The organism is Sphingobacterium sp. UBA7253 (assembly GCF_002472745.1).
GTDB lineage: Bacteria > Bacteroidota > Bacteroidia > Sphingobacteriales > Sphingobacteriaceae > Sphingobacterium > Sphingobacterium siyangense.
On sequence record NZ_DKSP01000069.1, the window covers coordinates 43,034 to 66,960 of the forward strand.

The window sequence follows — 23,927 nt, forward strand, 5'->3', positions numbered from 1 at the left end:
TCGAATTAATCGCATATAATTATCAACAATCCGATGAGCAATTTAAATATAGGCATATTTCTGTATTCCTATTGCAACCTAAAAGCTGAAGTATTTTTTTGAATCATTATATTCTTTAATGGGATACTTATCCTTAACTTTGCACCCTCAAATCAGAAACTATGGAAGCAACGTTAACTCACTCAGAAGAAGATCTTTATAACAAACGAAATCGCATAAGAATCGCGGTATCACTTTTCTTTTTTTGCCAAGGGATCGCGTTTGCATCTTGGGCAAGTCGAATTCCCGTTATTAAAGCTCATCTCCATTTAAGTGAGGGGCAATTGGGTACAATTTTACTAATGCTTCCTGTTGGTCAGCTTGCAACAATGGCTCTCTCAGGAAAGCTGGTCACAAAATATGGCAGTGCAAGTGTTTTGCGTATTGTACCTATCGCTTACACCTTGGTCCTGTGCTCCATCCCCTTTGCACAGAATGCCTGGCAGTTGGGGGGCATATTATTTCTGTTTGGTGTCACTGGCAATATGTGTAATATTTCCGTTAACACGCAAGGCGTTGCAACTGAGCAGATTTTCAAAAAATCAATAATGACTTCTTTTCATGGGGCCTGGAGCATCGCTGGCTTCACAGGTGCACTAGTCGGCTTGTTAACGATGAATTTGGGTCTGAACACCTTTTATCATTTTTTAATCATATTAGTCATTGTCACAGCGAATACACTAATCAACCAAAAGTATCTGGTTCCGGGCAAATCTCCTCAAAAGGAAAAGCGTAGTTTTTTCTCTAAACCAGAAGGTGGCTTACTTCAACTCGGCATTATCGGCTTTTTCAGCATGGCAACAGAAGGGGCAATGTTTGACTGGAGTGGGGTATATTTCAAAGAGATCGTTCAAGCTCCTGAAAAATTTGTTGTCGTTGGCTACGCGTCTTTTATGATTATGATGGCCACTGGGCGCTTTGTTGGTGATGCTGTCATTCGCAAATTAGGGAGAAAAAGAACCCTGCAATACAGTGGCCTCCTGATGTTCGTCGGAATGATGACATCGGTTATCTTCCCCGAATTTATCATCTGTACCCTAGCCTTTATGTTGGTAGGTATAGGTGTGGCCTGTAACGTCCCATCTATCTATAGCATTGCTGGGCAGAACAAAAATGTACCATCTGGAGTAGCCTTAGCCATGGTTTCAAGCATCAGTTACCTGGGCTTCTTAATGGGACCGCCTTTAATTGGATATATTGCTGAAGCTTTTAGCCTACGTTATTCCTACGGTGTTTTTGCCTGTTTCGGCCTATTGATGTTTGTGATGGTTGGGCGATTATCTTTATTTAAAGAAACACGCGTAGCCTAATCTATCAACGCACATGTTTACCGAATTTGCACTTTAGATTTTGACCTGAAGAAATCTCAGGCCAAATGACATGCGTTTACTTCTTAAAACATAAGGCATTGCAAGTAAATAAAAACAAGCTGTACTGGTTCCTAAAATCGATCCAAACCATACATCTTCTACAAAATGCTGGCCCAAATACACCCGAGAATAGCCCGTTAATACAGCAAGAACAAATAAAATTATACCAAAAGCCCTATTTTTTGAGATAATGGCTAACGTAGCTGCCATCGCAAAGGCCGACGTTGTATGTCCAGAAGGGAAAGAGTTAAAGTGCGCTACACGCAACCAAGAAACAACATGGAATGTTGGGTCTCCATGAAATACCGTTGCCGGTCTATCGGCATCGAAAAGGTTTTTCAATACACAACAGATCAGCCCTGAAAAGATATAAGTCCCGAGGATAGCTCGAGCAAAATTCCACTGCTGTGTACAGCAGTAAGCAATAAAAACACCTATAACAAAAAGACCATCTCCAAAATAGGTCTGTATTGTAAAAAGAATATCGGCCCAAAATGCATGACGTGTATTCACAAAATGGAATGAATCTCCCTTCGGTATAAATACAACTATAGCTGTCATTAAGGCCATCCAAATGGCAAAACAAACAAAAAAAGCAGGATTAGCTGCATATACCTTTCTAAATTGGTATAATAAAAATTTTCCCATTCAATCTATGTTACAGAATTACAGGCCAAAAGTAAAATTGCTGTATGTGTAAATAATGATCCGAAAGTAAACATTCTATTAAAAATTTACAATTCTATTACGCATTTATTTTGATAAGAAAAGAAAAACTATTAAGCACTAAACAAAAAAAGCGATGGAAATCCATCGCTTTTCTCAGTAGCCCCGAGCAGAATCGAACTGCTATCAAATGTTTAGGAAACATCTATTCTATCCGTTGAACTACGGGGCCTTTTCAGAAGCCAAACTTAGGTTTATTTTATATATAAGTCAATAGCTAGTCTAAAATCCTGTTATATTTTTTTCAAAAAGAGAGGTAACCCCTGTATAGACTGGTTATACTAAAGCCATTAACATCCACAATAGCAAAAAATCTATATTAAAGCCGTTTCATGTACGATGGAATAGTCCCGAACAAACGCAAATTTAGAACCTGAAAGATAAACTGGATTTAGAAAATGAAAAATGGTGGAGGGAGAAGGATTCGAACCTTCGAAGCCGAAGCAACGGATTTACAGTCCGTCCCATTTGACCGCTCTGGAACCCCTCCAGCATTGTGTTGTTCTAGAATTGAACGTCGCAAAAGTAGCTTTTGATTTGCAAAACTGCAATTATTTTAGGCCATAAATTTGTAACTACCGCAGTATTAATTCATTTATTTTCAAGAAACATTCAAATGATCTGTTCATCATGAGATCAAGTTATCATTATTATAATAAAAACTTATTGTTATAATCTAGTCATAATAGATTTTGACGATAGTGTATTGGTAAAATCAATTCGCTTTTTGCATCGAGTTGCTGTATCTTTGTGTCAACAAAAAAAAGAAAGATATATTATGAGTTTCACAGGTAAAAGTTTTCCAAGCATTACAGTAGATGCAATTGATTATTTAGGCGACAATTTACAAATCAACATTTTTGAAAAAGCAGTTAAAGAAGGTAAAAAAGTGCTTTTATTTTGGTATCCAAAAGATTTCACTTTCGTATGTCCTACTGAATTGCACGCTTTCCAAGAAGCAGCTGCTGAGTTTGAAAAACGCAATACAGTCTTAATCGGCGCTTCTTGCGATACAAATGAAGTACACTTTGCCTGGTTAAACACAGCAAAAGATAACGGTGGAATTGAAGGTGTTGAATATCCTCTTTTGGCAGACACCAACCGTAACTTATCAAGTATATTGGGAATCTTAGATGTTCAAGAAGTTGAACACCCTGAATACGGAACATTGGCTCAAGGTTCTGCGGTTACTTATAGAGCAACTTACTTGATCGATGAAACTGGCCGTGTATTCCATGAATCAGTAAACGACATGCCTTTGGGCCGTAACGTTAAAGAATATTTACGTTTGATCGACGCTTACGCTCACGTTCAGAAATTTGGCGAAGTGTGTCCTGCAAACTGGGAAGAAGGTAAAGATGCCATGAACGCAGATAGAAAAGGTGTAGCTGATTATTTAGCGAAACACTAACAATACAATACCACAGTGTCTTATCAACAGGAGCTTTTCCCGGCTCCTGTTGATTTCTCCAACAATCACCTTAATAATAAAATCATGTTACAAGAATTAGAAAACGATAATTTACAAGAAATTGTAAACAATAACGATATTGTGATGGTTCAGTACTCTGCCACTTGGTGCGGTAACTGCAAAATCATGAAACCAAAATTCAAAAAACTGGCTGGCGAAAATGATAGCGTACCTTTTGTTATTGCTGATGCAGAAAAATTTCCTGAATCCCGCAAACTGGCAAATGTCAATAACCTACCCACTTTTGCCGCTTTTAAGAACGGTAAATTAGTCAATCAGGTACAAACAAATAAGTTAGACGCATTAGTAGAATTATTCAATGAAACTACCAGTAATTAAGCATTTGACAGAGTTCATCGAGCAGAATGATGTAGATTATGTCCTGGAAACAATCGAGACACTGGAAGCATTAACCGAAGCTCCTTTAAAGGATGAAGAACTTGACGTTCTTGGTGAATTGATTTCAAACCTATACGGAGCTGTAGAGGTTGATAAATTAATTAAAGAAGGTAACTCAAAAAAAGACGCGTTAAATATGTTTATGAAGCGTGTTCTAGGTGCTATTGATAAATAGTCTTTGCAAAAAAGCATTCGTGTGAAACTTTCTTTAAAGGTTGTTCCTGTCGTTTTTGAGCATTTGAAGCATAAAAACTAACATCAATTGAAATTTGTCAAACAAATATGCAATTGGATTTAGACCAATCCAGATTTTTTTTAAGGTAGTGGAGAATCTATCTTACCCTAAAGATCGTTGTATTGCAGCATCTTAAACGCATGACGCCTATATATTATATGTTTTCCAAAAGCTAAAATGTTGACAAAATTTAGCAATGTGGAAAACTAATTAAAGTAATCTAACAGAACTAAATATTTTCTACATATATTTACTATGTTAAAGGTTGCCACTTGGAGCGAAGCGACAAAATAACTATTCTCTAAAAATTCGTTTCAGGAAAAAATATTTTAATTGTTAAACGGAAATTCCAAATTGATTGGGATTTCCGTTTTTTATTTATACCTCTGTTTTACCTTTCAACGATCGATCCCTTTACCTCTTCGCTAAATATTGACCTAAGTTGAATCAGGTTAATGGTTAATATCCGTAAGTCAAAGCAATAAACCAACGTCATAAACACGCTACTTAAAGACTGTCAATAAAATTACAATCTCCAACAATCCGTTGTTCATCAAAATCTTTATCTTTAAACATGCGAAGACCTTTTCTCTCTGTTATTATTATTTTGGCTGGTATCTTGTCAACTTCAATCGTTAAAGCACAGAATCCACAGTGGAATGCTGCTGAAATTAAAGTTAATCTAGAAAAACTGAACGTGTTGGGCTCAGTCCTTTATTTTGCGGCACATCCGGATGATGAAAATACCCGGCTAATCGCTTGGCTAGCTCAGGAAAAAAAATATAAAACAGGTTATTTATCCCTAACTCGAGGTGACGGCGGACAAAACCTCATCGGAACAGAACAAGGTATTGAACTTGGATTGATTCGAACGCAGGAATTACTGGCAGCTCGAAAAATCGATAAAGGTGAGCAATTTTTTTCATCAGCATACGATTTTGGATTCTCGAAGACTCCAGAGGAAACTTTCGAATTCTGGGATAAACAGCGTGTTCTCCGCGAAGCCGTATGGATTATCCGCAAATTTAGGCCCGATGTCATCATCACGCGTTTTCCTCCCGATTCAAGGGGTGGCCATGGTCATCATCAAGCCTCGGCCATTCTAGCACATGAAGCCTTTAAAGCTGCTGCTGATCCGAATATATTCCCAGAGCAACTTCAATTTGTACGCCCCTGGAAAGCTAAACGCTTGCTTTGGAATACAGCTAACTTCGGAGGTCAAAACAATACACGTGAAGATCAGTTAAAAATAGATATCGGGGATTACAATTCTCTTCTAGGAGCCTCTTATGGAGAAATTGCCGCACACAGCCGTTCATCACACAAAAGCCAAGGCTTTGGTTCGGCAAGCCAACGTGGCTCTTCAATCGAATACTTTGAGTATGTAGACGGTGCACCTGCAAAAAATACACTCTTGGATGGAGTTGACACCTCATGGAAAAGAATTCAAAACGGCAGTAAAGTTGAGTCCTTAATTGACCACATCAATCAAACATATCAAATTGATAAACCCGAATTGATCATTGCTGAATTGATCCAACTGTACAAAGCACTGGATCAAATTGATGATGAATACTGGAAAACTGAAAAGAAAAAAGAGGTTGAAAAACTAATTCTTGCCTGTGGTGGAATTTGGTTCGAAAGTATCGCTAAAAATCCATCCTATGCCTTGGAAGATCAGATCAAAGTAGAACATTCCATTATTGTTCGACGTCCAAATGTAACCGTTGAGCTGACCCAAATAAATGGAAATAGCATTCATGAAACACTAAAAATAAACAAGCTACAAAGAGACTCGGTTCTTATACATGCCGACAGGACGACACAACCATACTGGTTGATTGATCCACATGGAAAAGGCAAATTTAATGTCAGTGATTTTAACCTGACTGGCTATCCAGAAAACCCCTATGCTCCAGAGGTATCATTTCAACTCCGGATCAATGGTGAAAATATCACACTCAGTCAGCCCATAAAATATAAATATACCGATCCTGTTCGTGGCGAAATCTACGACCCCATTGTGATCGTCCCACAGTTGACGGCAAAAAGTTCCAGCCCTTTGGCACTTACACAAAATGCCCACATTGTCAAAATGAATCTGACTTTTCAGAAAAACGGACAAGCAAACACAACCACATTTAACGTCAGACCGAATGTACCTAAAGGCTGGGAAGTTTCACCGGCATCTTTTGACCTATCTTTTGACAAAGGCGAACGTACAATTTCCAAAGAGATCAGCATAAAACCATCAGATGCTTCTAAATCTTCCATTGATACCCTGGACTTCCTCTTAGCAAACAAAGAGCACTTAAAAGAGATAAAATCCATCGATTACAATCATATACCTAATATTGTTTATTTCCCAGATGTCGCTATAAAAATGAGCAATGTCAACCTGATCAACGACATAAAGAAAGTGGCATACATCCATGGGGCAGGGGATCTAATTCCGGAGTCGCTGGCGGCCATTGGTATTAAAGTCGATGTATTAAGTAACGAACAGGCATTAAAAGCAGATCTCTCTAGCTACGATGCTGTAATCTTGGGTGTACGAATATTCAACGTCAACAAGCAAATTGCACAGCTCCAAAACAGACTACTTGCGTATGTGAACATGGGTGGAACGGTCCTGGAACAGTACAATGTAAACAATGGACTGTTCTCAAAAAACTTTGGCCCTTTTCCTTTTAGCATCGGCAGAAGCCGTGTAACAGACGAACTTGCAACGGTACATTTCGATAAAAATGACCCGATTTTTAATTACCCGAACAAGATCAGCGAAGCTGACTTCGAACACTGGGTGCAGGAGCGGGGACTCTACTTTGCGGAAGATATCGATAAAAAGTACCGCACCCCGATCAGCATGCAAGATCCCGGCGAACCGTTACATAATGGCTCATTACTCATTGCTCAATATGGAAAAGGTAAATTTGTTTATACATCTTTGTCTTTTTTCAGACAATTGCCTGCCGGGATTCCCGGAGCTTACAGATTATTCGTAAATTTGCTATCAAAATCAAAATAATATAATAATGGAAAATCAGATTGACAACAGCTGCACGACAATTGATGCTGGCAAAGCAAAAGGAATCATTCTTTTAGTTGCTGTAGTATTTGGTGCATTAATTGGATTCACTGCAAACGAGACATTTTTAAGCATCTTTGGAGGTGCTATTGTCGGATTGATTATCGCTGCTATTTTTAATAGCGTTATTTATCCTCAAAAGCCTTCAGATAGATAAGAAAGATGAATAGCTGGAAGCGTTTCTACTGGTTGGTCGTTATCTGGCTATTCGTATTCATCCTTTTTCTGTACATTTTCACGAACCACTATTCATGAGTACAGCAGATTGGATCGTGTTATTTCTGACACTCTTAGTTATTGTCCTATATGGCGTTTATAAGAGTAGGGGTATAAAAAATATTGACGGATATCTTCTAGGTAATCGTTCTTTACCTTGGTATCACGTCGGATTATCGGTAATGGCGACGCAAGCGAGCGCCATTACTTTCTTATCTGCCCCCGGCTTAGCTTATTCCTCAGGAATGAGTTTTGTCCAATTCTACTTTGGTCTTCCGTTGGCCATGATTGTGCTCTGCATTACATTTGTTCCTATTTTTCATAAGCTAAAAGTATTTACAGCCTACGAATTTCTAGAAAAACGGTTTGATGTCAAAACCAGAGGGCTCACCGCCATTCTTTTTTTGGTACAGCGGGGAATATCAACGGGTATAACCATCTTTGCACCGGCTTTAATTATATCGACCATCCTTCATATTGATCTAACATGGACCACATTGGCCATAGGAAGTTTTGTTGTTATCTATACGACCTATGGAGGAACCAAAGCCGTGTCTCATACACAGTTGCTTCAAATGAGCATTATCTTTGGATCATTACTCGTAGCAGGTATATTAGTTATCCATCTGTTGCCAGAGTCTATTGGATTATCAAAAGCACTTCATATTGCAGGAAAATCAGGAAAAACCAATGCATTGGATTTCACTTTTGATCTCAATAATAACTATACGCTTTGGACAGGACTAATCGGTGGTTTTTTCCTACAGCTTTCCTACTTCGGGACCGACCAAAGTCAAGTAGGTCGTTATTTGACAGGGGCTTCGATCAAAGAAAGTCGCATGGGATTAATTATGAATGGTCTCTTGAAAATCCCTATGCAATTTGCTATCCTGTTGATTGGAGTTCTGGTATTTGCCTATTATCAATTCCATCAGCCGCCCATTTTTTTTAATCAAGTCGAGATCAAGAAGCTCAAAGAAAGCAAATATGCTCCTGACTACCAGCTTCTCGAACAAAAGCATAGCGAGCTATTTAAAACACGTGAATCTGTTGTTCAGCAGCTTAATACAGCATTGGATCACGACGATGAAAAAAGAATTGCTGATTATCGATCCTCACTCGGTCAACTTAATGCAAAAATGCAGGTCGTAAAAGAAGGGACTTTGGACTTAATCAAAAAAAACAACCCAACAGCGGAAACGAATGACAATAATTATGTCTTTCTTTCTTTTGTGACAAGCGTCTTCCCAAAGGGTCTAATTGGGCTACTCATAGCGGTCATTTTTCTCGCATCCATGGGTTCTACGGCAAGTGCTATTAACTCATTGGCCTCAACAACGACCATTGATATCTACAAAAGATTTATTAATCCTAACTCATCTGAAAAACAAGACCTTTTGTGGTCGCGTTTATTTACGTTGATCTGGGGTACATTTACTGTTATTGTTGCTTTGTATGCGAACAGATTGGGTAATCTCCTCGAAGCGGTCAATATCCTGGGCTCACTATTCTATGGTACTATCCTAGGGATCTTTATCGTCGCCTTCTACATGAAGAAAATTCAAGGCAAAGCTGTTTTTCTTGCAGCCATTCTTTCCGAAATTATCGTGATAGCGGTATGGACGATAAATAAAATTCCTTTTCTCTGGCTAAATCTTATTGGCTGCCTAGCTGTCATGTTAATCGCCTATATCGTACAACTGGGGACGAAAGTACCTCGTCCCATGGAGGACAATAGTGATCTTAAATAAAACCTTCATGACTTCACAGACACCAACAGCAATGAAAGCGAGCTGAAGGTTCTTTTTGGCCAATAAGATCATACTTTCAGAAAAAATAAAAAAGCCTGATTGCTCAGGCTCCGTATTTTTTATAGATATTGTACAATACACTCTTATCGTATATGGTCAATTCGGGGGTTGTATCTCGAACGACAAACTTTCGTTTAAAGGCAACGATAGCGGCTTTTAGATTGGACGTATCATAACCAATAATTTTAAGCGCATCTATCGCATTAAAGCTATCAGGAGGGGCCACAAGCTGTCCTTCATCATACCATATTCCAAAACCCCGTTCTGCAAGCTTTTTCCACGGGAAAAAAACGCTTGGATCATTCTTGCGTGATGGAGCGATATCAGCATGGCCAATAAAATTATTTGCTGGAATTAAATAACGCGATTTCAAGGTATCAAGCACAGTCATCAATGAATTAATTTGTGCCTCAGGAAAAGGCTCCCTACCATTATTATCCAATTCTATACCTATAGAACAGGAGTTCATGTCGACAATAGAACCCCATTTTGCCATCCCCGCATGCCAAGACCGAACATAATCGTTCAACATTTGTATAATCTCCCCATTCCGGCCAATGACATAATGTGAACTCACTTTAGTTCTTGGAATCTGAAAGGTTTTGATCGTCTGCCCAATACTATCTTGTGCTGTATGATGAATAATGACATAGTTAGGTTTACGAACATCATAATGTATGGCTTCCTCTTGGCGCCAATAAGGATGGTTTCCAGATTTCTGTAAAAAAACAACCTTTCTTTCCTCAGGTGTCAATAAATTGGTATCTGGCTTAGCTTCGACTTTCTCTTCCACAACCAATGCAGAAGCAAATGACGCAACTAGCGGTTTTGCAACCACCGGCTGTATCTTCGACTTGCAGCTTGCCAAAGACAGCAATGAACAAAGCAATATCCCTATTGACACAGACCTAAACATTATTTTGGTAAACTATAGACTATACCCATCGCCAACGACTGACTCAACTGCACTCTTGAAATAACATCTGGATCGTAGATCATGATACCATTTAAGTTCACATTGATGACTCTCGTGACTTTTGCCGTTACAGTTACATCCAAACGGTGTGTAGGGTTGGAAAGTTTCTCGTAGTCAGCAAAAAGGTTATAACGAGCCTTTACATTCAGTTTATCTGTGAAGTTTTTGTCCAGGTTACCCGTTAGCTGAAATGCCAGTGCATTGGCAAAAGAGCGGTCTTCCTTTACACCAAATCGTTCACCAGTACCCGCACTTGGATTGTTAGGATCTCTATAATAGCCATATTTCTCAAAGAAACCTTCTCCAGAACGAGGCTTAACACGCTCATCCAAGATAAAAGTTTGACGTGCAGTACCCGTACCAAAACGCAAGGAAAATTCGTTACTAGGCTTATACTCAAGACCGAAAGATTCTGTCAGATAAGCTGGTGCCATAAAAGCATTCTCAATATAGTCTATTGTATCTCTGCCGTTAACCGTTTTATACTTATAACCCGCATCAAATTGCGACTCAAATGTCACCGACGTAAACAATGCCCAATTGGCAGACAATTTATAAGAAAGCTTATTATCCCAAAATATACGGTCATTATTCTTCTTCGCAATATTATTGGTATTCTTTATCTTTCCATAACGTAAATCAACTTCGGTCACAAAATTGAAATTGTCCTTCGTATAATCCGATTTATGATTCGCATTCAATCCTACAGCAATAGAACCAACACCCCCACCTTTCCAATTATCATTAAATGACGCCTGGTTTAAATTGATCCCGAATTTTGTCCAATGTTTCCAATAGTCTACCTCTAAGTTTAGTTTTGGAACTATAGGACGAATCGTTTTAATATTTAATGGTTGCTCTTTCTGTACAGAAATTACGGTATCTGGTTTTGCTCGAAGATCTTTCAGATCCTGTGCTTTTAAGCTGGTAATAGAAAGGCAAAGCAGAGCCATGCCGACAAAATTGAATAACTTCATTCTGAAAACGTCTATTTTTTGTTTACGGTACTAATTTATAATTAATTGTTGGAAAAGGCTCAATAAAATATTGCGAAGGGTTCAATTGATACTGTGAATAACAATCCTTGATATAATTCGCCAGTTCATAATCACTCGCTGAGAGAACAAAGAAATAGGAGGGTCTAAATATCCTTCTAAATCGTTCTGCTTCATCGCTATTTAGTCCAGTAATCTTGCTGATAAGCTCTTTCGAAAATTTATAATCGATCACATTTTCCTTATAGTCATTTTCAATGGTTTTAGTTAGTCGACGTGCTCTTTTGGCCTCCTTGCTAAATAAACTATAGATTGAATTGATGCTTAATCCAGCACCATTTTGACCAACAGAAAATACGTCACCATAACCCGCAAGACGATACGCTTTCTCGTAATCCTCCTTTGCTTTTTTCAGAATTTCTTCTGGCGTCTTGCGTGCAAAAACCTGAACTTCATCAATATAAAACGATTCACGTACCAAATGAAATAGCAACAATCCACGCTTATCCACCTGAAGAGTATCTGAAAAATAGCCTTTACATAGCGCAACAATATGATCTCCTAGCTGTGCATTAAAGACAAATTCTCCTTTAATAGTATTATAATTGACCTCGCCAGTACGTAAGTTGGCCAGCCTTACATTTCCAATACGTTGTTTGGTATTTTTATCAAAAACGATACCCTCGACTTTTTTATCTTGGCAAAAAAGTGGAGAGGTAAAGCCCACAAGGGCAATAAGTAGAAAAATATATCGCAATAGTATCACTTTCGTAAAACTACTATATCGCTGTACAAAAGCGAAATATTTAACATCTTTTAAAGCGTAACTATTTAGATATAACCAATAGCTGCCCTAAAGATAGCGCATCATCGGTAAGACCGTTTAGGGATTTGATCTGATCAACGGATACATTGTACAGCTTACTGAGCGAATATAACGTATCCTGCGCTTTAACCTCATGAATACGCATAGCTACCGGGCTCTTGATTTCTTCTGTCTTTACGACGGTAGGAGGGGTTTCTTGTACATTCTGCACGATCTCGACCTGAACAGTCTCTTCACGTACAACCTTTTCACGTGGCGATTCACCGCGATCGTATTGATCAAGATGATATCTTTCGATCATTTCGATCAGCAATTCAGGATAACGCGGATTGGTGGCGTATCCAGCCGCTTTCAAGCCTTTGGCCCAGCCTTTATAGTCGTTCTTATTCAACTTAAAGAGTGCCGCATATCGCGGTCGTAACAGAAACTCTGAGTGATCCCGAAAAGATTGTTCGGGATTTTCATAAACACGAAAGCAGTCATTGATATTATCATCGGGACGAGTCACGGATTTTCCTTTCCAAACTCCGCCACATTTAATACCGAAATGATTATTAGCCTCACGCGCAAGATAACTGTTACCATTACCGGATTCCAGTAAAGCCTGAGCAAGTTTAATACTCGCAGGAATACCATATTTATTCATTTCTGCAACGGCCACATCTTTGTAATGAGCAATATAGTCGTTGCCAGCCATGGTCGGTCGTCCCACAGAAGAGGATGAAGAAGTTTTTGAATTGGAGCCAGATTTAGAGGAGGATATTGTGCCTCTCCGGCTTGAACATGATGTAATCAACATCATGAATACAAACATGCCATAAAAAAACTTCTTCATGCAATACTATCGCGCTTATTTTTTTGTTGACGAGAATCTATTTTGCTTAGCATCATTATCAAACATATCCAAATGATATTGTCTAATAGTAGCGAGTACTTTTGCTGTCCAACCTTTACTCGTCGAGTAACCCGAACGAGCAATCGCTTTTACCCAAGCTTCGTATTTTTCACCAGGATGTTTTTCAAAAAGACTCTGAGTAGTCTTTTTTCTTTTTACTATTCCTACAAAATCATCATACGAGTCCATTACAGACCGATAACCTTTGTAAGCTGACCGAATAACGGTACTGTTGTTTTTTCCTTTGACACCAAAATGGTTATTCAAATTTTTTGCTACCCTGCTACCACCATTTCCGCTTTCATGCATAGCGATGGCTAAGATAACCGATGCTGGAACACCGTGTTCCTCCATCATTTCTTTTGCTATTGGACTGTACTTATCGACATATGCCGCATTACTTTGAGCTGAAACTTTTGTTAATCCAAAAGTTCCCAAAGCTAGTAACAGTACAAAGCTTTTTAATTGTTTTAAATTCATGAAGAATGTTTTAGTTCACAAATTACTTCTTGCGTAAGGCAAAAAGTCCGTCTCGAATCGGTAATATTACCTTTTCTACGCGCTTGTCCTGAGCTAAACGTGCATTCAAATCAATGATCTGCTTTGTTTGGTTGTCTGGTTTTGAATCTAACACCTTACCTTTCCATAAGACATTGTCAATCAAAATAAGTCCCCCAGACGGAACTTGATTTATTATCGTTTCGAAATAATATAAATTTCTCTTTTTGTCCGCGTCGATAAATACCAGATCAAATGTTTCATCTAATGTAGGTAGTATTACCGCTGCATCTCCAATATGATAGTTGATTTTATCAGCAAATGCCGATTCATCAAAATAACCTTGGACGCGTTCTTGTTGCTCTGCATTGATATCGATAGTATGTAATATCCCATCTTCCTGCAGCCCTTCTGCGAGACACAACGTTGCGTATCCCGTAAACGTTCCTATCTCCAAGATACGTTTCGGAGCAACCAATTTACTCAATAAAGAAAGAACTCTTCCCTGGTAGTGTCCAGATAACATATGGGGCATTGTTTCCTTCAAATATGTCTCCCGATTTACCCTTTTCAGTAACGAATTTTCCTCGTCTGTAGTATGTTCCAAATAGGACTCTAAATCGTCGGCAACAATTTCCATAACCACAAAGGTACCAAAAAACATTTTTATGATAAAAACTTTTTTTTACAAAAAGCTGAATATCAGCAAAATACAATTATCCTTTTGTAAAGAGCATTTTTCGGAAATCGCGTCAGATGCATAAAAAAGCCATATTGCCATTTTTTGATTTTCTATTTTGTTTCCAAATTTCATCAAAAAAAAGCCCCCCTAAAAGATCATCTTTTAGGGGGGCTTTTTTATTATTAAACAACAAATATACTAAGCAAGATCAGCAGTGATCAAGCGTAAAAATTCGGATCTTGTCACATCATTTTGGAATGCTCCAGTAAATGCAGAGGTAGTCGTTACGGAATTCTGTTTCTGAACTCCACGCATCGCCATACACATGTGCTTGCATTCCATAACCACAGCTACACCACGAGCGCCTAAAGTTTCTTGAATACAATCTCTGATCTCATTGGTGAGACGTTCCTGAACCTGCAGACGACGCGCAAAAATATCAACGACACGTGGTATCTTGCTTAAACCTACAATATGGCCATTTGGAATATATGCAATATGGGCTTTACCAAAGAAAGGTAACATATGGTGCTCACAAAGAGAATATACTTCAATATCCTTAACGACGACCATTTGACTATAGTCTTCCTCAAACATAGCACCACGTAATACCTCCGCAGCATCGATATCATAGCCATGTGTCAGAAATTGCAGTGCCTTTGCAACACGTTCTGGTGTTTTCACTAAACCTTCGCGTTTTGGATCTTCCCCCAGACATTCCAATATATCTGTATAATGAGCAGCGATGCGATCTACCTTTTCAGTATTGTATTTGTCGATCTTAATATATCCATCCAACTCTTCGTTGTCAAATGAGTGTTGACTCATAGTTTCTACTATTTAAATGTATTAAAGATTAATCGCCAAAATATTCGACGTAATTATTTTCTGTTTCATGCAAACGGACACTATGCAAGATCACACCCTGTTCATCAAACAGCGGTTTTAAGATCTTAAATATTTCGATTGCGATATTCTCCGTAGAAGCCATGACTCCCTTCATAAAATCAACATCTAAATTGAAATTACGGTGATCGACTTTGTCTATGATACTACGGTTGATTATTTCTTTCATGATCTTTAAATCGATCAAAAAACCAGTCTCCGGGTTGACTTTTCCTTTAACTGTTACATAAAGATCATAATTATGTCCATGCCAATTTGGATTGGAGCAAAGACCAAATACCTGCTCATTCTGCTCCTTACTCCAGTCTTCACGATAGAGCTTGTGCGCAGCACAGAAACGTTCACGACGAGTTATAAATACCATAATAATACAAAGATAAGGCTTTAAGTGCAATTAAAACATCTCAATTTAAGGAATGCCGTCAGAATATAGTAATATAATGAAGTGCTTTCTCTTTTGTTGAACAAACAGACAAAAATCTAAGCACTTTATCCTTATTCATAACCCGCTTTCAAGAATGATTTGATATAAAATTTTGTAGCAGAGTGTAAATACTCCCTGTTTAAAAAGAACGACAACGAATGCTGATTTTTAAGGCCAATTTTCTTCTACCTTTAGTTAGGGTTTACTTAGGGTTTAGTTAGGGTTAGTTTAGGTTTTATATAGCTTTTACCTAAAGTACCCCTAACTAAACCCTAAACTAAGAGTATATAAAATCTAAACTAATTCAAGCGATTATATCGATCGATTAGCATTGTTTCCAATAACATCAGGACAAAAACTAAACAGTTCGTACAGCTTTATAAAAGTGGAGATCGTAGCAAAAAAGGAGTTGGCCTTATTAACATCAAGCTCGCGTTTCTAAGCAGGACGCATTGCAAGAACGATGTTTTTATACTAAAAAGAGTTCTGCTTGCAAGATAATTTGTAATTTTCAATCCAAAACGAGCTTGTCATGCAAATATTAATTATTGCGGCTACTTCATTTGAATTACAGCCTTTTCTGGAAGTGGTATCAAATTACGATCAATGCGATACCCTAGTAACTGGTGTAGGCATGGTTGCCACAGCATTTGAGCTGGGAAGAATGCTACACGAAAAAAAATATGATCTCCTTATTAATGTCGGGATAGGAGGATGTTTGGATCGTACGATTGAAATAGGCTCGGTTATTCAGGTCGTTTCAGAGTCATTTGTTGAACTAGGTGCGGAAGACGGTCATAATTTTATTCCAATAGATCAATTGGGCTATGGGAGGTCTACATTTACCTCGTGTTTACTGAATGACAAGGAGCTTAGGCTTCCTTTTCTACAACAGGGGGAAGGAATTACCGTAAACAAAGTCCATGGTAGCACAGAAAGTATCGAAAAAATTAAAAAACTGCATCCCAATAGTCTTGTTGAAAGTATGGAAGGAGCTGCCGTTTTCTATGCCGCCGATAAAATGACAATTCCCGTGATTGAGATTCGCGGTATTTCAAATTACGTGGAAAGAAGGAACCGTGCCACGTGGAACATTCCGTTAGCGATAATGAATAGTAATAAGGCACTTATAAAAACATTGGAATATCTGAACAACTTATATTCAAAAATTTAATACAAAAGTCATTTACTTATTAAAAAATGACATAAAACTATAGAATTAGCGGGTTCAAATCTTCAAAATATCAATTTTAAATAGTAGATTTGTAATCTAAAAATTGACACTATTTTACAACTGATGAGAGAAATACAATTCAGAGAAGCACTTCGTGAAGCAATGAACGAAGAAATGCGTAAAGACGACAAAATATTTTTATTAGGAGAAGAAGTTGCTGAGTATAACGGAGCTTACAAAGTAAGTCAGGGTATGCTTGATGAATTCGGTGCAAAGCGTATCATTGATACACCTATTGCGGAACTTGGTTTTGCTGGTATTGCTGTTGGTGCTGCAATGAATGGTTTGAAGCCAATTGTTGAATTCATGACATTCAACTTCTCACTTGTTGCAATTGACCAAGTAATCAATGCGGCAGCTAAAATTCACTCGATGAGTGGTGGACAGTTCTCTATTCCGATGGTCTTCCGTGGTCCTACAGGAAATGCGGGTCAGCTTGCAGCACAACACTCTCAAAACTTTGAGAACTGGTTTGCAAATACACCAGGTTTAAAAGTTGTGGTTCCTTCGAACCCATATGAAGCTAAAGGTTTATTGAAATCAGCTATTATCGATCCAGATCCTGTTATCTTCATGGAATCTGAGGTAATGTATGGTGATAAAGGACAAGTTCCTGAAGAAGAATATTACTTGGAAATCGGAAAAGCTAATATTATCCAAGAAGGTACAGATGTAACTGTTGTGTCTTTTGGTAAAATGCTTCCTCGCGTTGTCATTCCTGCAGTTGAAGAATTGAAGAAAGAAGGTATCAGCGTTGAATTAATTGACTTGCGTTCGGTACGTCCTATTGATTACCCTACAATCATCGCGTCTGTTAAGAAAACAAACCGTTTGGTAATCGTGGAAGAAGCATGGCCATTGGCGTCTATTTCGACGGATTTAGCATTCAATGTACAACGTAACGCATTTGATTATTTAGATGCCCCTGTTATCCGCGTAAATTGTGCAGATGTACCTCTTCCTTATGCTCCAACATTGATCGAAGCTGCTTTACCTAGCGTTGAGAAAGTTGTTAAAGCTGTGAAAGAAGTATCTTATATCAAGAAGTAATACGAATTACATTCTTAAAAAATTAAAATCCCTTTTACCCTGTAAAAGGGATTTTTTTTTATATTTAAGCTGGCCGATTGTTGCTTATTAAAAAAATTAAAATTCCATATATGAAAAAATTAAGAATTGCCTCTTTGATGGCCGTATTTGTATTTCTAGTGATATCTGCTTCCGCACAAAAGAAATACACACTACGTGTAAATCCCGATTCGGGGAAAAAAATATCGCAAAACCTTGTGATGACAATGGATATTGACGCTGCTGGCCAAAAAATGGTTACAGACCTTAATATGGGCTTTGATATCACCAATACAACGAAAAAAGACAATATCTTCGCGTTTGACCTTAAATATACCGGAATAAACATGAAAATGAATATGGCGGGAATGGACATGTCCTACGACTCGAAAAACCCCGAAGCCAATGAGTTTTCCAAACAGATGCATGCTACCTTAGGCAAATTGCTAGAAAATAGCATTAGCTTTAATGTTGATCAACTTGGCAAATCTTCTGACATCAAGTTACCTGAGGGTATTAACATGCCGTTTGATAAAAGTATGTTCGAAAATATAAGTACAGTATTACCTGAACAGCCTGTTAAAATCGGTGACTCATGGACATCCAAAACGGAATCTGATGATTCAGGCATTTCGGTGGAGAGCACAATGACTTTAATAGAAGCAAATGAGCTAGGCTATAAAGTAAATGTTGAAGGAAAAATGTTCGGCCCGGATGCAAATCAGGTAGGCAACGTACAGGGGTTCTATGTCCTGGATAAAAACACCTGCCTTACCAAGATAACAGAAATGACAAGTGCCGTGGATATGCCTGAAGCAAAAATAAAGACCACATTAAAAAGTCAATAAACGACTATAGCAAAAAAAATAGGGGCCAATAGGCCCCTATTTTTTTGTTATATATCAAATTTATGCGTTGATCTCTTCTTTGTATTGATCAGCAGATAACAAAGCATCTACATCAGCAACATTGTTCAATTTAATACGAACAATCCAACCTTCACCATAAGGATCAGAATTGACCAATTCAGGAGATGCATCAATAGCTTCATTAACCGATAAAATCGTAGCTGATACAGGTAAAAATAGATCAGAAACTGTTTTTACAGCTTCAATTGTACCGAAAACTTCATTAGCGGCAACTTCCTCACCTACAGTGTTTATGTCAACAAAAACGATGTCACCCAATTCACGTTGAGCGAAATCGGTAATCCCTACAACTGCTTCATCACCTTCAACACGAATCCATTCGTGATCTTTGGTGTATTTCAATTCTGCTGGAAAATTCATTGTATTTAATTTTTTGATTTTTAATGCCGTGAAGTTACAAAATATCTTTAATTGTCAAAAATGATATTCATCATAACATTTTTGTGTTTATTTTTAAGCTATGAATCCTCAAATCGAAAGACTTTACCAAATTTCACAAAAGAAAGAACGTCGTATTATTGGCCTGATGTCCGGAACGTCCCTGGATGGTCTTGATATCGCAGTATGCCGCATAGAAAATGCAGGTAAAACAACAAAAATACAGCTAGAGAATTTTGCTACAATGGATTATGAGGATGATTTTAGAGCACGAGTCCGTGAAGTCTTTGCAAAACGAAATATCGACCAACAATTATTTTCGGGACTCAATGCTTATATTGGAGTCACACATGCCAAATTAATCAATACAGCATTACAACAGTGGAATATACCAAGCAGCGAGATTGATTGTATAGCCAGCCATGGGCAAACCGTATACCATGCTCCCCAATCATTGACCAAAGACCGTAATTGGCCCAATAGTACCTTACAGATCGGCGATGGAGATCATATTGCCGTAAATACCGGCATCATAACCCTCTCTGACTTTAGACAGAAACATGTTGCTGCGGGAGGGGAAGGGGCACCTTTGGCGGCGTATGGCGACTATCTACTTTTCTCGCATGCAACAGAGAATCGATTCTTACTGAATATTGGCGGTATTTCTAATTTCACATTTATCCCAAGCCATCAAACAAAATTGAAAGCCTATGCAACAGATCTCGGTCCAGGCAATACAATGATGAACCAATACATGAAGGCTAATTTTAATCAGGAGATGGATAGAGATGCCTATATGGCCAAAAAGGGACAAGTAAATGATGCGCTATTGAATCAATTATTAACCGAAGAATTTCTAACACTGCCCTTTCCAAAAACCACCGGGCCAGAACTATTTAATCTCGCTTATCTCGAAAAGGCGCAAGAGCGTTCGAAAACAACTCATATTCCACATGAAAACGTCATGGCAACCCTCAATCGCTTTGCGGCTCTTGCGATGGTCAACGGCATCCGAAAGCAGTCAGAAGGACTATCTGATGTGGCTGTATATATAAGTGGTGGTGGACTGCACAATCCATTGCTGTTTGATTACATCAAAAGGAGCTTACCTACCTGTAAAGTTGAAAGCTTTGCAACATTAGGTATCAATCCAGATGCAAAAGAGGCCGTCCTATTTGCTTTGTTAGCAAATGAAACTTTGGTAGGCAACAAATCCAATGTAGCGCAAATTAAAGATTCGCCCGCTGTCTGCATGGGCAAAATCAGCTTACCGGAATAATTAGTCCGTATCGATGGCTTCTTGTAAAAACTCTTTAAAAGGAAGCATACTTTTATAGGAAGCCACGATATTATCTAACGCATTTTTTGCAGATAAATCCTTAATAGTTAAAGATCTATCCAACACAAAACTTTTCAATTTGATAAAGTCAATAAAAGGATTATCCTCACTATAGCCCGCAGGGGCACGCTTCAGTAAATCTTCTTTGAAAAGTGCAATATTACCGCCTGTCAATACTGTTTTTAAAATTTCATCCAATTTATTACCGCTGTAATCAATTTCTTGTCTTATTGCCTCTAAATGTTGCTTTTCTGGACGCCAATACCCACAGGCAATAAATGAATTTTCTGCTCCAATATGAATATAGTACTCTGGTCCCTGCAACTTTCTTCCATCAACTGAAATTCCTGCCCCAAACCAACTTTTATAAGGTGTTTTATCATTTGAAAAGCGTGTATCACGGTAAATCCGAAACAAACATTTACTTGCCTGTATGGAAGTATTGATCTTAGGGTCAAACTCGCTCAAAGCGGCAATTAAATCTGTCAAAAAACTTCTCACATCAGCCAATGCCGCTTCATATTTAGCTCTGTTATCGGCAAACCATTCCCGAGAATTATTGGCTTTCAATTCCGTTAAAAAATCAAATGTAGATTTTTGAATGTGACTCATAATACAATCAATTGATTAAAATTAAGAAAACATAGACCATAGGTGCCGCTAATAACAACCCATCAAATCTATCTAAAAAACCACCATGTCCGGGCAATATATTTCCGGAATCTTTTACGTGCAAGCTACGCTTTAACATCGACTCAACTAAGTCTCCCAATGTTCCAACAATACTGATAATAGCCGCTATACTTACCCATTGCCAGAGCGGTAGATAACCAAAATACTTCTCTAGATTCACTGCAGCAACAATTGCCAAAATCAATCCACCGAAAAAACCTTCCCATGTTTTCTTTGGTGAGATTCGTTCGAATAGTTTACGTTTCCCGAAGCTTCGTCCAGCGAGATATGCCCCTGTATCGTTTGTCCACAATAAGATCAAAAAACCTAAGGGCAGCACATGGTTAAAAGTACCTTGCATAAACCCTAATTTGGAAAATAGGAAAAAAGGTAATGTAACATAAGCTATTCCCAAAAAAGTATAGGCAATATCATTAAAAGGAAAAGCTCTCTTCTGAAAAAGTGAAATAATATAAGTCGCACTTATAAACGGAATAATCAGTGCTAAAAATTTTACCGCAAGCAGATCCATCGAAATTAAGGATCCCAAAACAAACAGTACCAAGGCCAGGGCGATACCAATCACTTTATTTGGAGCGCGTTCTTCGGATGAAACTATTCCATAGAATTCATAAAGACACCATGTACTTAGCAAGGTAAAAAAGATGGAATAAACATAAGCTCCCAAAAGAGTAGCCGCTATCATAACAGCCACAAAGATTACTCCGGTTATTGCTCTTGTTTTCATAAACTAAAATCCCCTTCCGATTCCTCAATTAACCTTTCGGCTGCTTCGATAGATCCTTCGCTGACATAAAGTTCAATTTTCCCAAACAGATAAGAAGAATCTTGTTTATTCAACGCGACAGCGGGAATTCCATTCTCTTCCAACATTTGTTTGACTATCTCGGCTTGAATGGCATTTGTATATGTTTTAATTTTTTTCCAATCGTTCTCCATTGTTTTCTTTTTGCGTTGATCGATAAAATAAGAATACAAAAATAAGAGTAAAAATGAAGGCTACAAGATATATCCACCAAGATTGTAACTCAAATGCATTGAGTTCATCATAACTCTTTCCCTGTCTTACGTAATAAAATGCTCCAATTGTGGCTCCGGCATTATTGACAAAGTGCCCAAAGATGGGCAATATGATGTTCTTGCTCCATACATAAAGATAGCCAAAAAAAGCCCCCAATAACATGCGGGGAACAAAACCAAAAAATTGCAGGTGTATCGCACTGAAGATAATAGCAACGAGCCATATAACCACATGCTGATTGCTCAACCATCTGCCTATTATTTTTTGCAAAATACCACGAAATAACAATTCTTCACCTATGGCCGGAATCAAAGCTAGTACAACAATATTGTACAAAAAGCCGGCTATACTCGACTCCATAATGATGCCCTTAATTAAATCACCCGATTCCTTTTCACTGCGCTCCATCCAATGCTGCAACGATTGCATACTGTCGGGCAATTGTAAGGATTCATTCCAGTGACCGATAATACTCATCAAAGGCATAAAAGAAAGCATTGCCAAAAATATATAACCAAACTGCATTCCACTAGGCCATTTTTTCAGTTTAAAATAAGTAACGCCATGTCCTTCGCGTGTATTCATCAGATACGCCGGCACAACAAAAGATCCCAAACTGCTCATTAACAACATAAAGCGCATCTCATTGGCCGATCCATTCATTAATAACTCCAACGAGAAGACCTGCCTGGTGTATGTATAATAGCTTGCAATAATCAGAATAGCAATAATCTGCGAAAGAATGGTAAAACCGATAACCATTAAGATCAATCGTAACAAAGATTGAAACGGATGGGGTGTTTGTTCAGGAAACATAGCTATTAAATATCAGTTAAAGATAGCAATAAAAGCAAGATTTATTAAAATTGTCGCATTCATTTAAATTCTGCCGTATCGTTTGTACTAGCCGAATGGCAAAAGGCGATATCATCCAAATACAGTAAAAACTCCAACAGAGGTATTCGATCATCCCGAATATGAATACATTTGACACAGCATATATGATCAAAAAAAAGGCTTTGGAAAAATCCAAAGCCTTTTTTTAATATAGATTATCCTAATTCACTCGAATTGGGTCTGCAGGTTTCTGCAGATTTTTATACGGATATGTTTTCATTTCTTCCAACAATATTTTCACCGTTCTTTCAAGCTGTGGATCTCGGCCTTCCAAAAGATCTTTTGGTAATTGTTCGATAAATACATCAGGAGCGACCCCTTCATTTTCGATAATCCAATTTCCTTTTAGGTCATAAACACCGAAGTTTGGTGAAGTAATACGGCCTCCATCCAACAAAGGAGGGTAACCGCTTATGCCAACCAAAATCCCCATTGTTGTACGACCCACCAATTTGCCAAGTCCTTTAAAACGGAACATATAAGGCATCATATCCCCACCTGAGCCTGCATTTTCATTAATAATCATGGCTTTTGGTCCATAAATGCCATTTCCTGGAGTCGTAAATCCTTTTCCATCACGAATTCCCCAGCCAGCGATTAACTCGCGAGATAAGAGATCAATCACGTAATCGGCAACCCAACCACCACCGTTGTTCCTTTCGTCCATTAGAAGAGCCTTTTTATCCATCTGAGCGAAGTAATACCGATTGAAATAGGTATACCCTTCAGGACCGGTATTCGGCATGTACACATAAGCTATTTGCCCATTGCTCAATTCATTTACTTTTTTACGGTTCCTTTCGACCCATTC

At 38.2% G+C, this 23,927-nt stretch carries 26 protein-coding genes and 2 tRNA genes; 11 read left to right on the forward strand and 17 right to left on the reverse strand.

Annotated features, from left to right (window positions below; genetic code table 11):
• Positions 1–161: 161 nt before the first annotated feature.
• A complete protein-coding gene (locus tag B2X72_RS06380) occupies positions 162–1,349 on the forward strand; it encodes an MFS transporter (protein WP_286848682.1) in 1,188 nt (395 codons plus the stop codon).
• A gap of 33 nt (positions 1,350–1,382) precedes the next feature.
• On the opposite strand, the gene B2X72_RS06385 is transcribed toward B2X72_RS06380, so the two are convergent.
• The 3 genes from B2X72_RS06385 to B2X72_RS06395 all read right to left on the reverse strand — a co-directional run bounded on the left by B2X72_RS06385 (position 1,383) and on the right by B2X72_RS06395 (position 2,625).
• Positions 1,383–2,057, reverse strand: a complete 675-nt coding sequence (locus tag B2X72_RS06385; protein ID WP_088163376.1) for a phosphatase PAP2 family protein — start codon at positions 2,055–2,057, stop codon at positions 1,383–1,385.
• Between the two features lie 178 nt (positions 2,058–2,235).
• A tRNA-Arg gene (locus B2X72_RS06390) sits at positions 2,236–2,307 on the reverse strand.
• A 234-nt stretch (positions 2,308–2,541) separates the two neighbouring features.
• Positions 2,542–2,625 (reverse strand) — tRNA-Tyr (locus tag B2X72_RS06395).
• Between the two features lie 288 nt (positions 2,626–2,913).
• Here B2X72_RS06395 and B2X72_RS06400 point away from each other — a divergent pair.
• The 6 genes from B2X72_RS06400 (at position 2,914) to B2X72_RS06425 (ending at position 9,295) form a co-directional block, all read left to right on the forward strand.
• Positions 2,914–3,546: a peroxiredoxin gene (locus B2X72_RS06400; RefSeq protein ID WP_070562738.1), complete on the forward strand. Its 633-nt coding sequence runs from the start codon at positions 2,914–2,916 to the stop codon at positions 3,544–3,546.
• 84 nt (positions 3,547–3,630) lie between these two features.
• On the forward strand, positions 3,631–3,945 hold the full coding sequence (locus B2X72_RS06405; RefSeq protein ID WP_046673204.1) for a thioredoxin family protein: 315 nt from the start codon (positions 3,631–3,633) through the stop codon (positions 3,943–3,945).
• Positions 3,926–4,180, forward strand: coding sequence for a DUF6952 family protein (locus B2X72_RS06410; protein WP_046673203.1), 255 nt, complete (start codon positions 3,926–3,928; stop codon positions 4,178–4,180). The genes B2X72_RS06405 and B2X72_RS06410 overlap by 20 nt, the downstream gene beginning before the upstream one ends.
• A gap of 634 nt (positions 4,181–4,814) precedes the next feature.
• Positions 4,815–7,268: a PIG-L family deacetylase gene (locus tag B2X72_RS06415; protein WP_286848686.1), complete on the forward strand. Its 2,454-nt coding sequence runs from the start codon at positions 4,815–4,817 to the stop codon at positions 7,266–7,268.
• Positions 7,269–7,275: 7 nt separating this feature from the next.
• Complete coding sequence (locus B2X72_RS06420; RefSeq protein ID WP_070562731.1) at positions 7,276–7,485, forward strand: hypothetical protein; 210 nt, start codon at positions 7,276–7,278, stop codon at positions 7,483–7,485.
• Positions 7,486–7,579: 94 nt separating this feature from the next.
• Entirely contained in the window at positions 7,580–9,295 is a 1,716-nt protein-coding gene (locus B2X72_RS06425; protein WP_286848688.1) for a sodium:solute symporter, read from the forward strand.
• A 103-nt stretch (positions 9,296–9,398) separates the two neighbouring features.
• Here the strand turns inward: B2X72_RS06425 and B2X72_RS06430 are convergent, their stop codons facing one another.
• The 8 genes from B2X72_RS06430 to B2X72_RS06465 form a co-directional block, all read right to left on the reverse strand.
• On the reverse strand, positions 9,399–10,259 hold the full coding sequence (locus B2X72_RS06430; protein ID WP_286848690.1) for an N-acetylmuramoyl-L-alanine amidase: 861 nt from the start codon (positions 10,257–10,259) through the stop codon (positions 9,399–9,401).
• A gap of 11 nt (positions 10,260–10,270) precedes the next feature.
• On the reverse strand, positions 10,271–11,308 hold the full coding sequence (locus tag B2X72_RS06435; protein ID WP_088163381.1) for a DUF3078 domain-containing protein: 1,038 nt from the start codon (positions 11,306–11,308) through the stop codon (positions 10,271–10,273).
• Between the two features lie 22 nt (positions 11,309–11,330).
• Positions 11,331–12,083: a hypothetical protein gene (locus tag B2X72_RS06440; RefSeq protein WP_286848692.1), complete on the reverse strand. Its 753-nt coding sequence runs from the start codon at positions 12,081–12,083 to the stop codon at positions 11,331–11,333.
• Positions 12,084–12,153: 70 nt separating this feature from the next.
• The gene (locus B2X72_RS06445) at positions 12,154–12,987 is read right to left on the reverse strand and encodes a glucosaminidase domain-containing protein (RefSeq protein WP_088163383.1); all 834 of its coding nucleotides are present in this window, start codon (positions 12,985–12,987) and stop codon (positions 12,154–12,156) included.
• Between the two features lie 15 nt (positions 12,988–13,002).
• Entirely contained in the window at positions 13,003–13,527 is a 525-nt protein-coding gene (locus B2X72_RS06450; RefSeq protein ID WP_046673195.1) for a glucosaminidase domain-containing protein, read from the reverse strand.
• Positions 13,528–13,549: 22 nt separating this feature from the next.
• Positions 13,550–14,185: an O-methyltransferase gene (locus tag B2X72_RS06455; RefSeq protein ID WP_075994564.1), complete on the reverse strand. Its 636-nt coding sequence runs from the start codon at positions 14,183–14,185 to the stop codon at positions 13,550–13,552.
• 240 nt (positions 14,186–14,425) lie between these two features.
• Positions 14,426–15,055: a GTP cyclohydrolase I FolE gene (folE, locus tag B2X72_RS06460; protein WP_046673193.1), complete on the reverse strand. Its 630-nt coding sequence runs from the start codon at positions 15,053–15,055 to the stop codon at positions 14,426–14,428.
• A gap of 28 nt (positions 15,056–15,083) precedes the next feature.
• On the reverse strand, positions 15,084–15,497 hold the full coding sequence (locus B2X72_RS06465) for a 6-pyruvoyl trahydropterin synthase family protein (RefSeq protein WP_070562714.1): 414 nt from the start codon (positions 15,495–15,497) through the stop codon (positions 15,084–15,086).
• Positions 15,498–16,089: 592 nt separating this feature from the next.
• Between B2X72_RS06465 and mqnB the strand changes: the two genes are divergently transcribed.
• From mqnB to B2X72_RS06480, 3 genes are all read left to right on the forward strand, one after another.
• A complete protein-coding gene (gene mqnB / locus B2X72_RS06470; RefSeq protein WP_145328263.1) occupies positions 16,090–16,731 on the forward strand; it encodes a futalosine hydrolase in 642 nt (213 codons plus the stop codon).
• Positions 16,732–16,854: 123 nt separating this feature from the next.
• Positions 16,855–17,841 carry a pyruvate dehydrogenase complex E1 component subunit beta gene (locus B2X72_RS06475; RefSeq protein WP_046673190.1) on the forward strand — a complete coding sequence of 329 codons (987 nt, stop codon included), beginning with the start codon at positions 16,855–16,857 and terminating at the stop codon, positions 17,839–17,841.
• 110 nt (positions 17,842–17,951) lie between these two features.
• Positions 17,952–18,707: a DUF6263 family protein gene (locus tag B2X72_RS06480; protein ID WP_088163385.1), complete on the forward strand. Its 756-nt coding sequence runs from the start codon at positions 17,952–17,954 to the stop codon at positions 18,705–18,707.
• A gap of 60 nt (positions 18,708–18,767) precedes the next feature.
• Here the strand turns inward: B2X72_RS06480 and gcvH are convergent, their stop codons facing one another.
• Positions 18,768–19,148 (reverse strand): glycine cleavage system protein GcvH, encoded by a 381-nt coding sequence (gcvH, locus tag B2X72_RS06485; protein WP_075990412.1) that lies wholly within the window; start codon positions 19,146–19,148, stop codon positions 18,768–18,770.
• Between the two features lie 100 nt (positions 19,149–19,248).
• Between gcvH and B2X72_RS06490 the strand changes: the two genes are divergently transcribed.
• The gene (locus tag B2X72_RS06490) at positions 19,249–20,445 is read left to right on the forward strand and encodes an anhydro-N-acetylmuramic acid kinase (RefSeq protein ID WP_145328262.1); all 1,197 of its coding nucleotides are present in this window, start codon (positions 19,249–19,251) and stop codon (positions 20,443–20,445) included.
• Here the strand turns inward: B2X72_RS06490 and B2X72_RS06495 are convergent, their stop codons facing one another.
• The 5 genes from B2X72_RS06495 to B2X72_RS06515 all read right to left on the reverse strand — a co-directional run.
• Entirely contained in the window at positions 20,446–21,117 is a 672-nt protein-coding gene (locus B2X72_RS06495) for a DUF2461 domain-containing protein (RefSeq protein ID WP_145328261.1), read from the reverse strand.
• Between the two features lie 7 nt (positions 21,118–21,124).
• A complete protein-coding gene (locus B2X72_RS06500) occupies positions 21,125–21,925 on the reverse strand; it encodes a phosphatidate cytidylyltransferase (RefSeq protein ID WP_145328260.1) in 801 nt (266 codons plus the stop codon).
• The gene (locus tag B2X72_RS06505) at positions 21,922–22,137 is read right to left on the reverse strand and encodes a DUF2007 domain-containing protein (protein WP_083663420.1); all 216 of its coding nucleotides are present in this window, start codon (positions 22,135–22,137) and stop codon (positions 21,922–21,924) included. Before B2X72_RS06505 ends, B2X72_RS06500 begins: the two co-directional genes overlap by 4 nt.
• Positions 22,112–23,035, reverse strand: a complete 924-nt coding sequence (locus tag B2X72_RS06510) for a CPBP family intramembrane glutamic endopeptidase (RefSeq protein WP_145328259.1) — start codon at positions 23,033–23,035, stop codon at positions 22,112–22,114. Before B2X72_RS06510 ends, B2X72_RS06505 begins: the two co-directional genes overlap by 26 nt.
• Positions 23,036–23,276: 241 nt before the next feature.
• Positions 23,277–23,927 (reverse strand): S41 family peptidase (locus B2X72_RS06515; RefSeq protein WP_286848698.1); only part of this gene is annotated, 651 nt, incomplete at its 5' end.

Bases quoted from the DNA above. Each gene is read 5' to 3' on its own strand.
- B2X72_RS06380 (WP_286848682.1), top strand. From the start codon at position 162: ATGGAAGCAACGTTAACTCACTCAGAAGAAGATCTTTATAACAAACGA.
- B2X72_RS06385 (WP_088163376.1), bottom strand. From the start codon at position 2,057: ATGGGAAAATTTTTATTATACCAATTTAGAAAGGTATATGCAGCTAAT.
- B2X72_RS06400 (WP_070562738.1), top strand. From the start codon at position 2,914: ATGAGTTTCACAGGTAAAAGTTTTCCAAGCATTACAGTAGATGCAATT.
- B2X72_RS06405 (WP_046673204.1), top strand. From the start codon at position 3,631: ATGTTACAAGAATTAGAAAACGATAATTTACAAGAAATTGTAAACAAT.
- B2X72_RS06410 (WP_046673203.1), top strand. From the start codon at position 3,926: ATGAAACTACCAGTAATTAAGCATTTGACAGAGTTCATCGAGCAGAAT.
- B2X72_RS06415 (WP_286848686.1), top strand. From the start codon at position 4,815: ATGCGAAGACCTTTTCTCTCTGTTATTATTATTTTGGCTGGTATCTTG.
- B2X72_RS06420 (WP_070562731.1), top strand. From the start codon at position 7,276: ATGGAAAATCAGATTGACAACAGCTGCACGACAATTGATGCTGGCAAA.
- B2X72_RS06425 (WP_286848688.1), top strand. From the start codon at position 7,580: ATGAGTACAGCAGATTGGATCGTGTTATTTCTGACACTCTTAGTTATT.
- B2X72_RS06435 (WP_088163381.1), bottom strand. From the start codon at position 11,308: ATGAAGTTATTCAATTTTGTCGGCATGGCTCTGCTTTGCCTTTCTATT.
- B2X72_RS06445 (WP_088163383.1), bottom strand. From the start codon at position 12,987: ATGAAGAAGTTTTTTTATGGCATGTTTGTATTCATGATGTTGATTACA.
- B2X72_RS06450 (WP_046673195.1), bottom strand. From the start codon at position 13,527: ATGAATTTAAAACAATTAAAAAGCTTTGTACTGTTACTAGCTTTGGGA.
- B2X72_RS06455 (WP_075994564.1), bottom strand. From the start codon at position 14,185: ATGGAAATTGTTGCCGACGATTTAGAGTCCTATTTGGAACATACTACA.
- folE (WP_046673193.1), bottom strand. From the start codon at position 15,055: ATGAGTCAACACTCATTTGACAACGAAGAGTTGGATGGATATATTAAG.
- B2X72_RS06465 (WP_070562714.1), bottom strand. From the start codon at position 15,497: ATGGTATTTATAACTCGTCGTGAACGTTTCTGTGCTGCGCACAAGCTC.
- mqnB (WP_145328263.1), top strand. From the start codon at position 16,090: ATGCAAATATTAATTATTGCGGCTACTTCATTTGAATTACAGCCTTTT.
- B2X72_RS06475 (WP_046673190.1), top strand. From the start codon at position 16,855: ATGAGAGAAATACAATTCAGAGAAGCACTTCGTGAAGCAATGAACGAA.
- B2X72_RS06480 (WP_088163385.1), top strand. From the start codon at position 17,952: ATGAAAAAATTAAGAATTGCCTCTTTGATGGCCGTATTTGTATTTCTA.
- gcvH (WP_075990412.1), bottom strand. From the start codon at position 19,148: ATGAATTTTCCAGCAGAATTGAAATACACCAAAGATCACGAATGGATT.
- B2X72_RS06490 (WP_145328262.1), top strand. From the start codon at position 19,249: ATGAATCCTCAAATCGAAAGACTTTACCAAATTTCACAAAAGAAAGAA.
- B2X72_RS06495 (WP_145328261.1), bottom strand. From the start codon at position 21,117: ATGAGTCACATTCAAAAATCTACATTTGATTTTTTAACGGAATTGAAA.
- B2X72_RS06500 (WP_145328260.1), bottom strand. From the start codon at position 21,925: ATGAAAACAAGAGCAATAACCGGAGTAATCTTTGTGGCTGTTATGATA.
- B2X72_RS06505 (WP_083663420.1), bottom strand. From the start codon at position 22,137: ATGGAGAACGATTGGAAAAAAATTAAAACATATACAAATGCCATTCAA.
- B2X72_RS06510 (WP_145328259.1), bottom strand. From the start codon at position 23,035: ATGTTTCCTGAACAAACACCCCATCCGTTTCAATCTTTGTTACGATTG.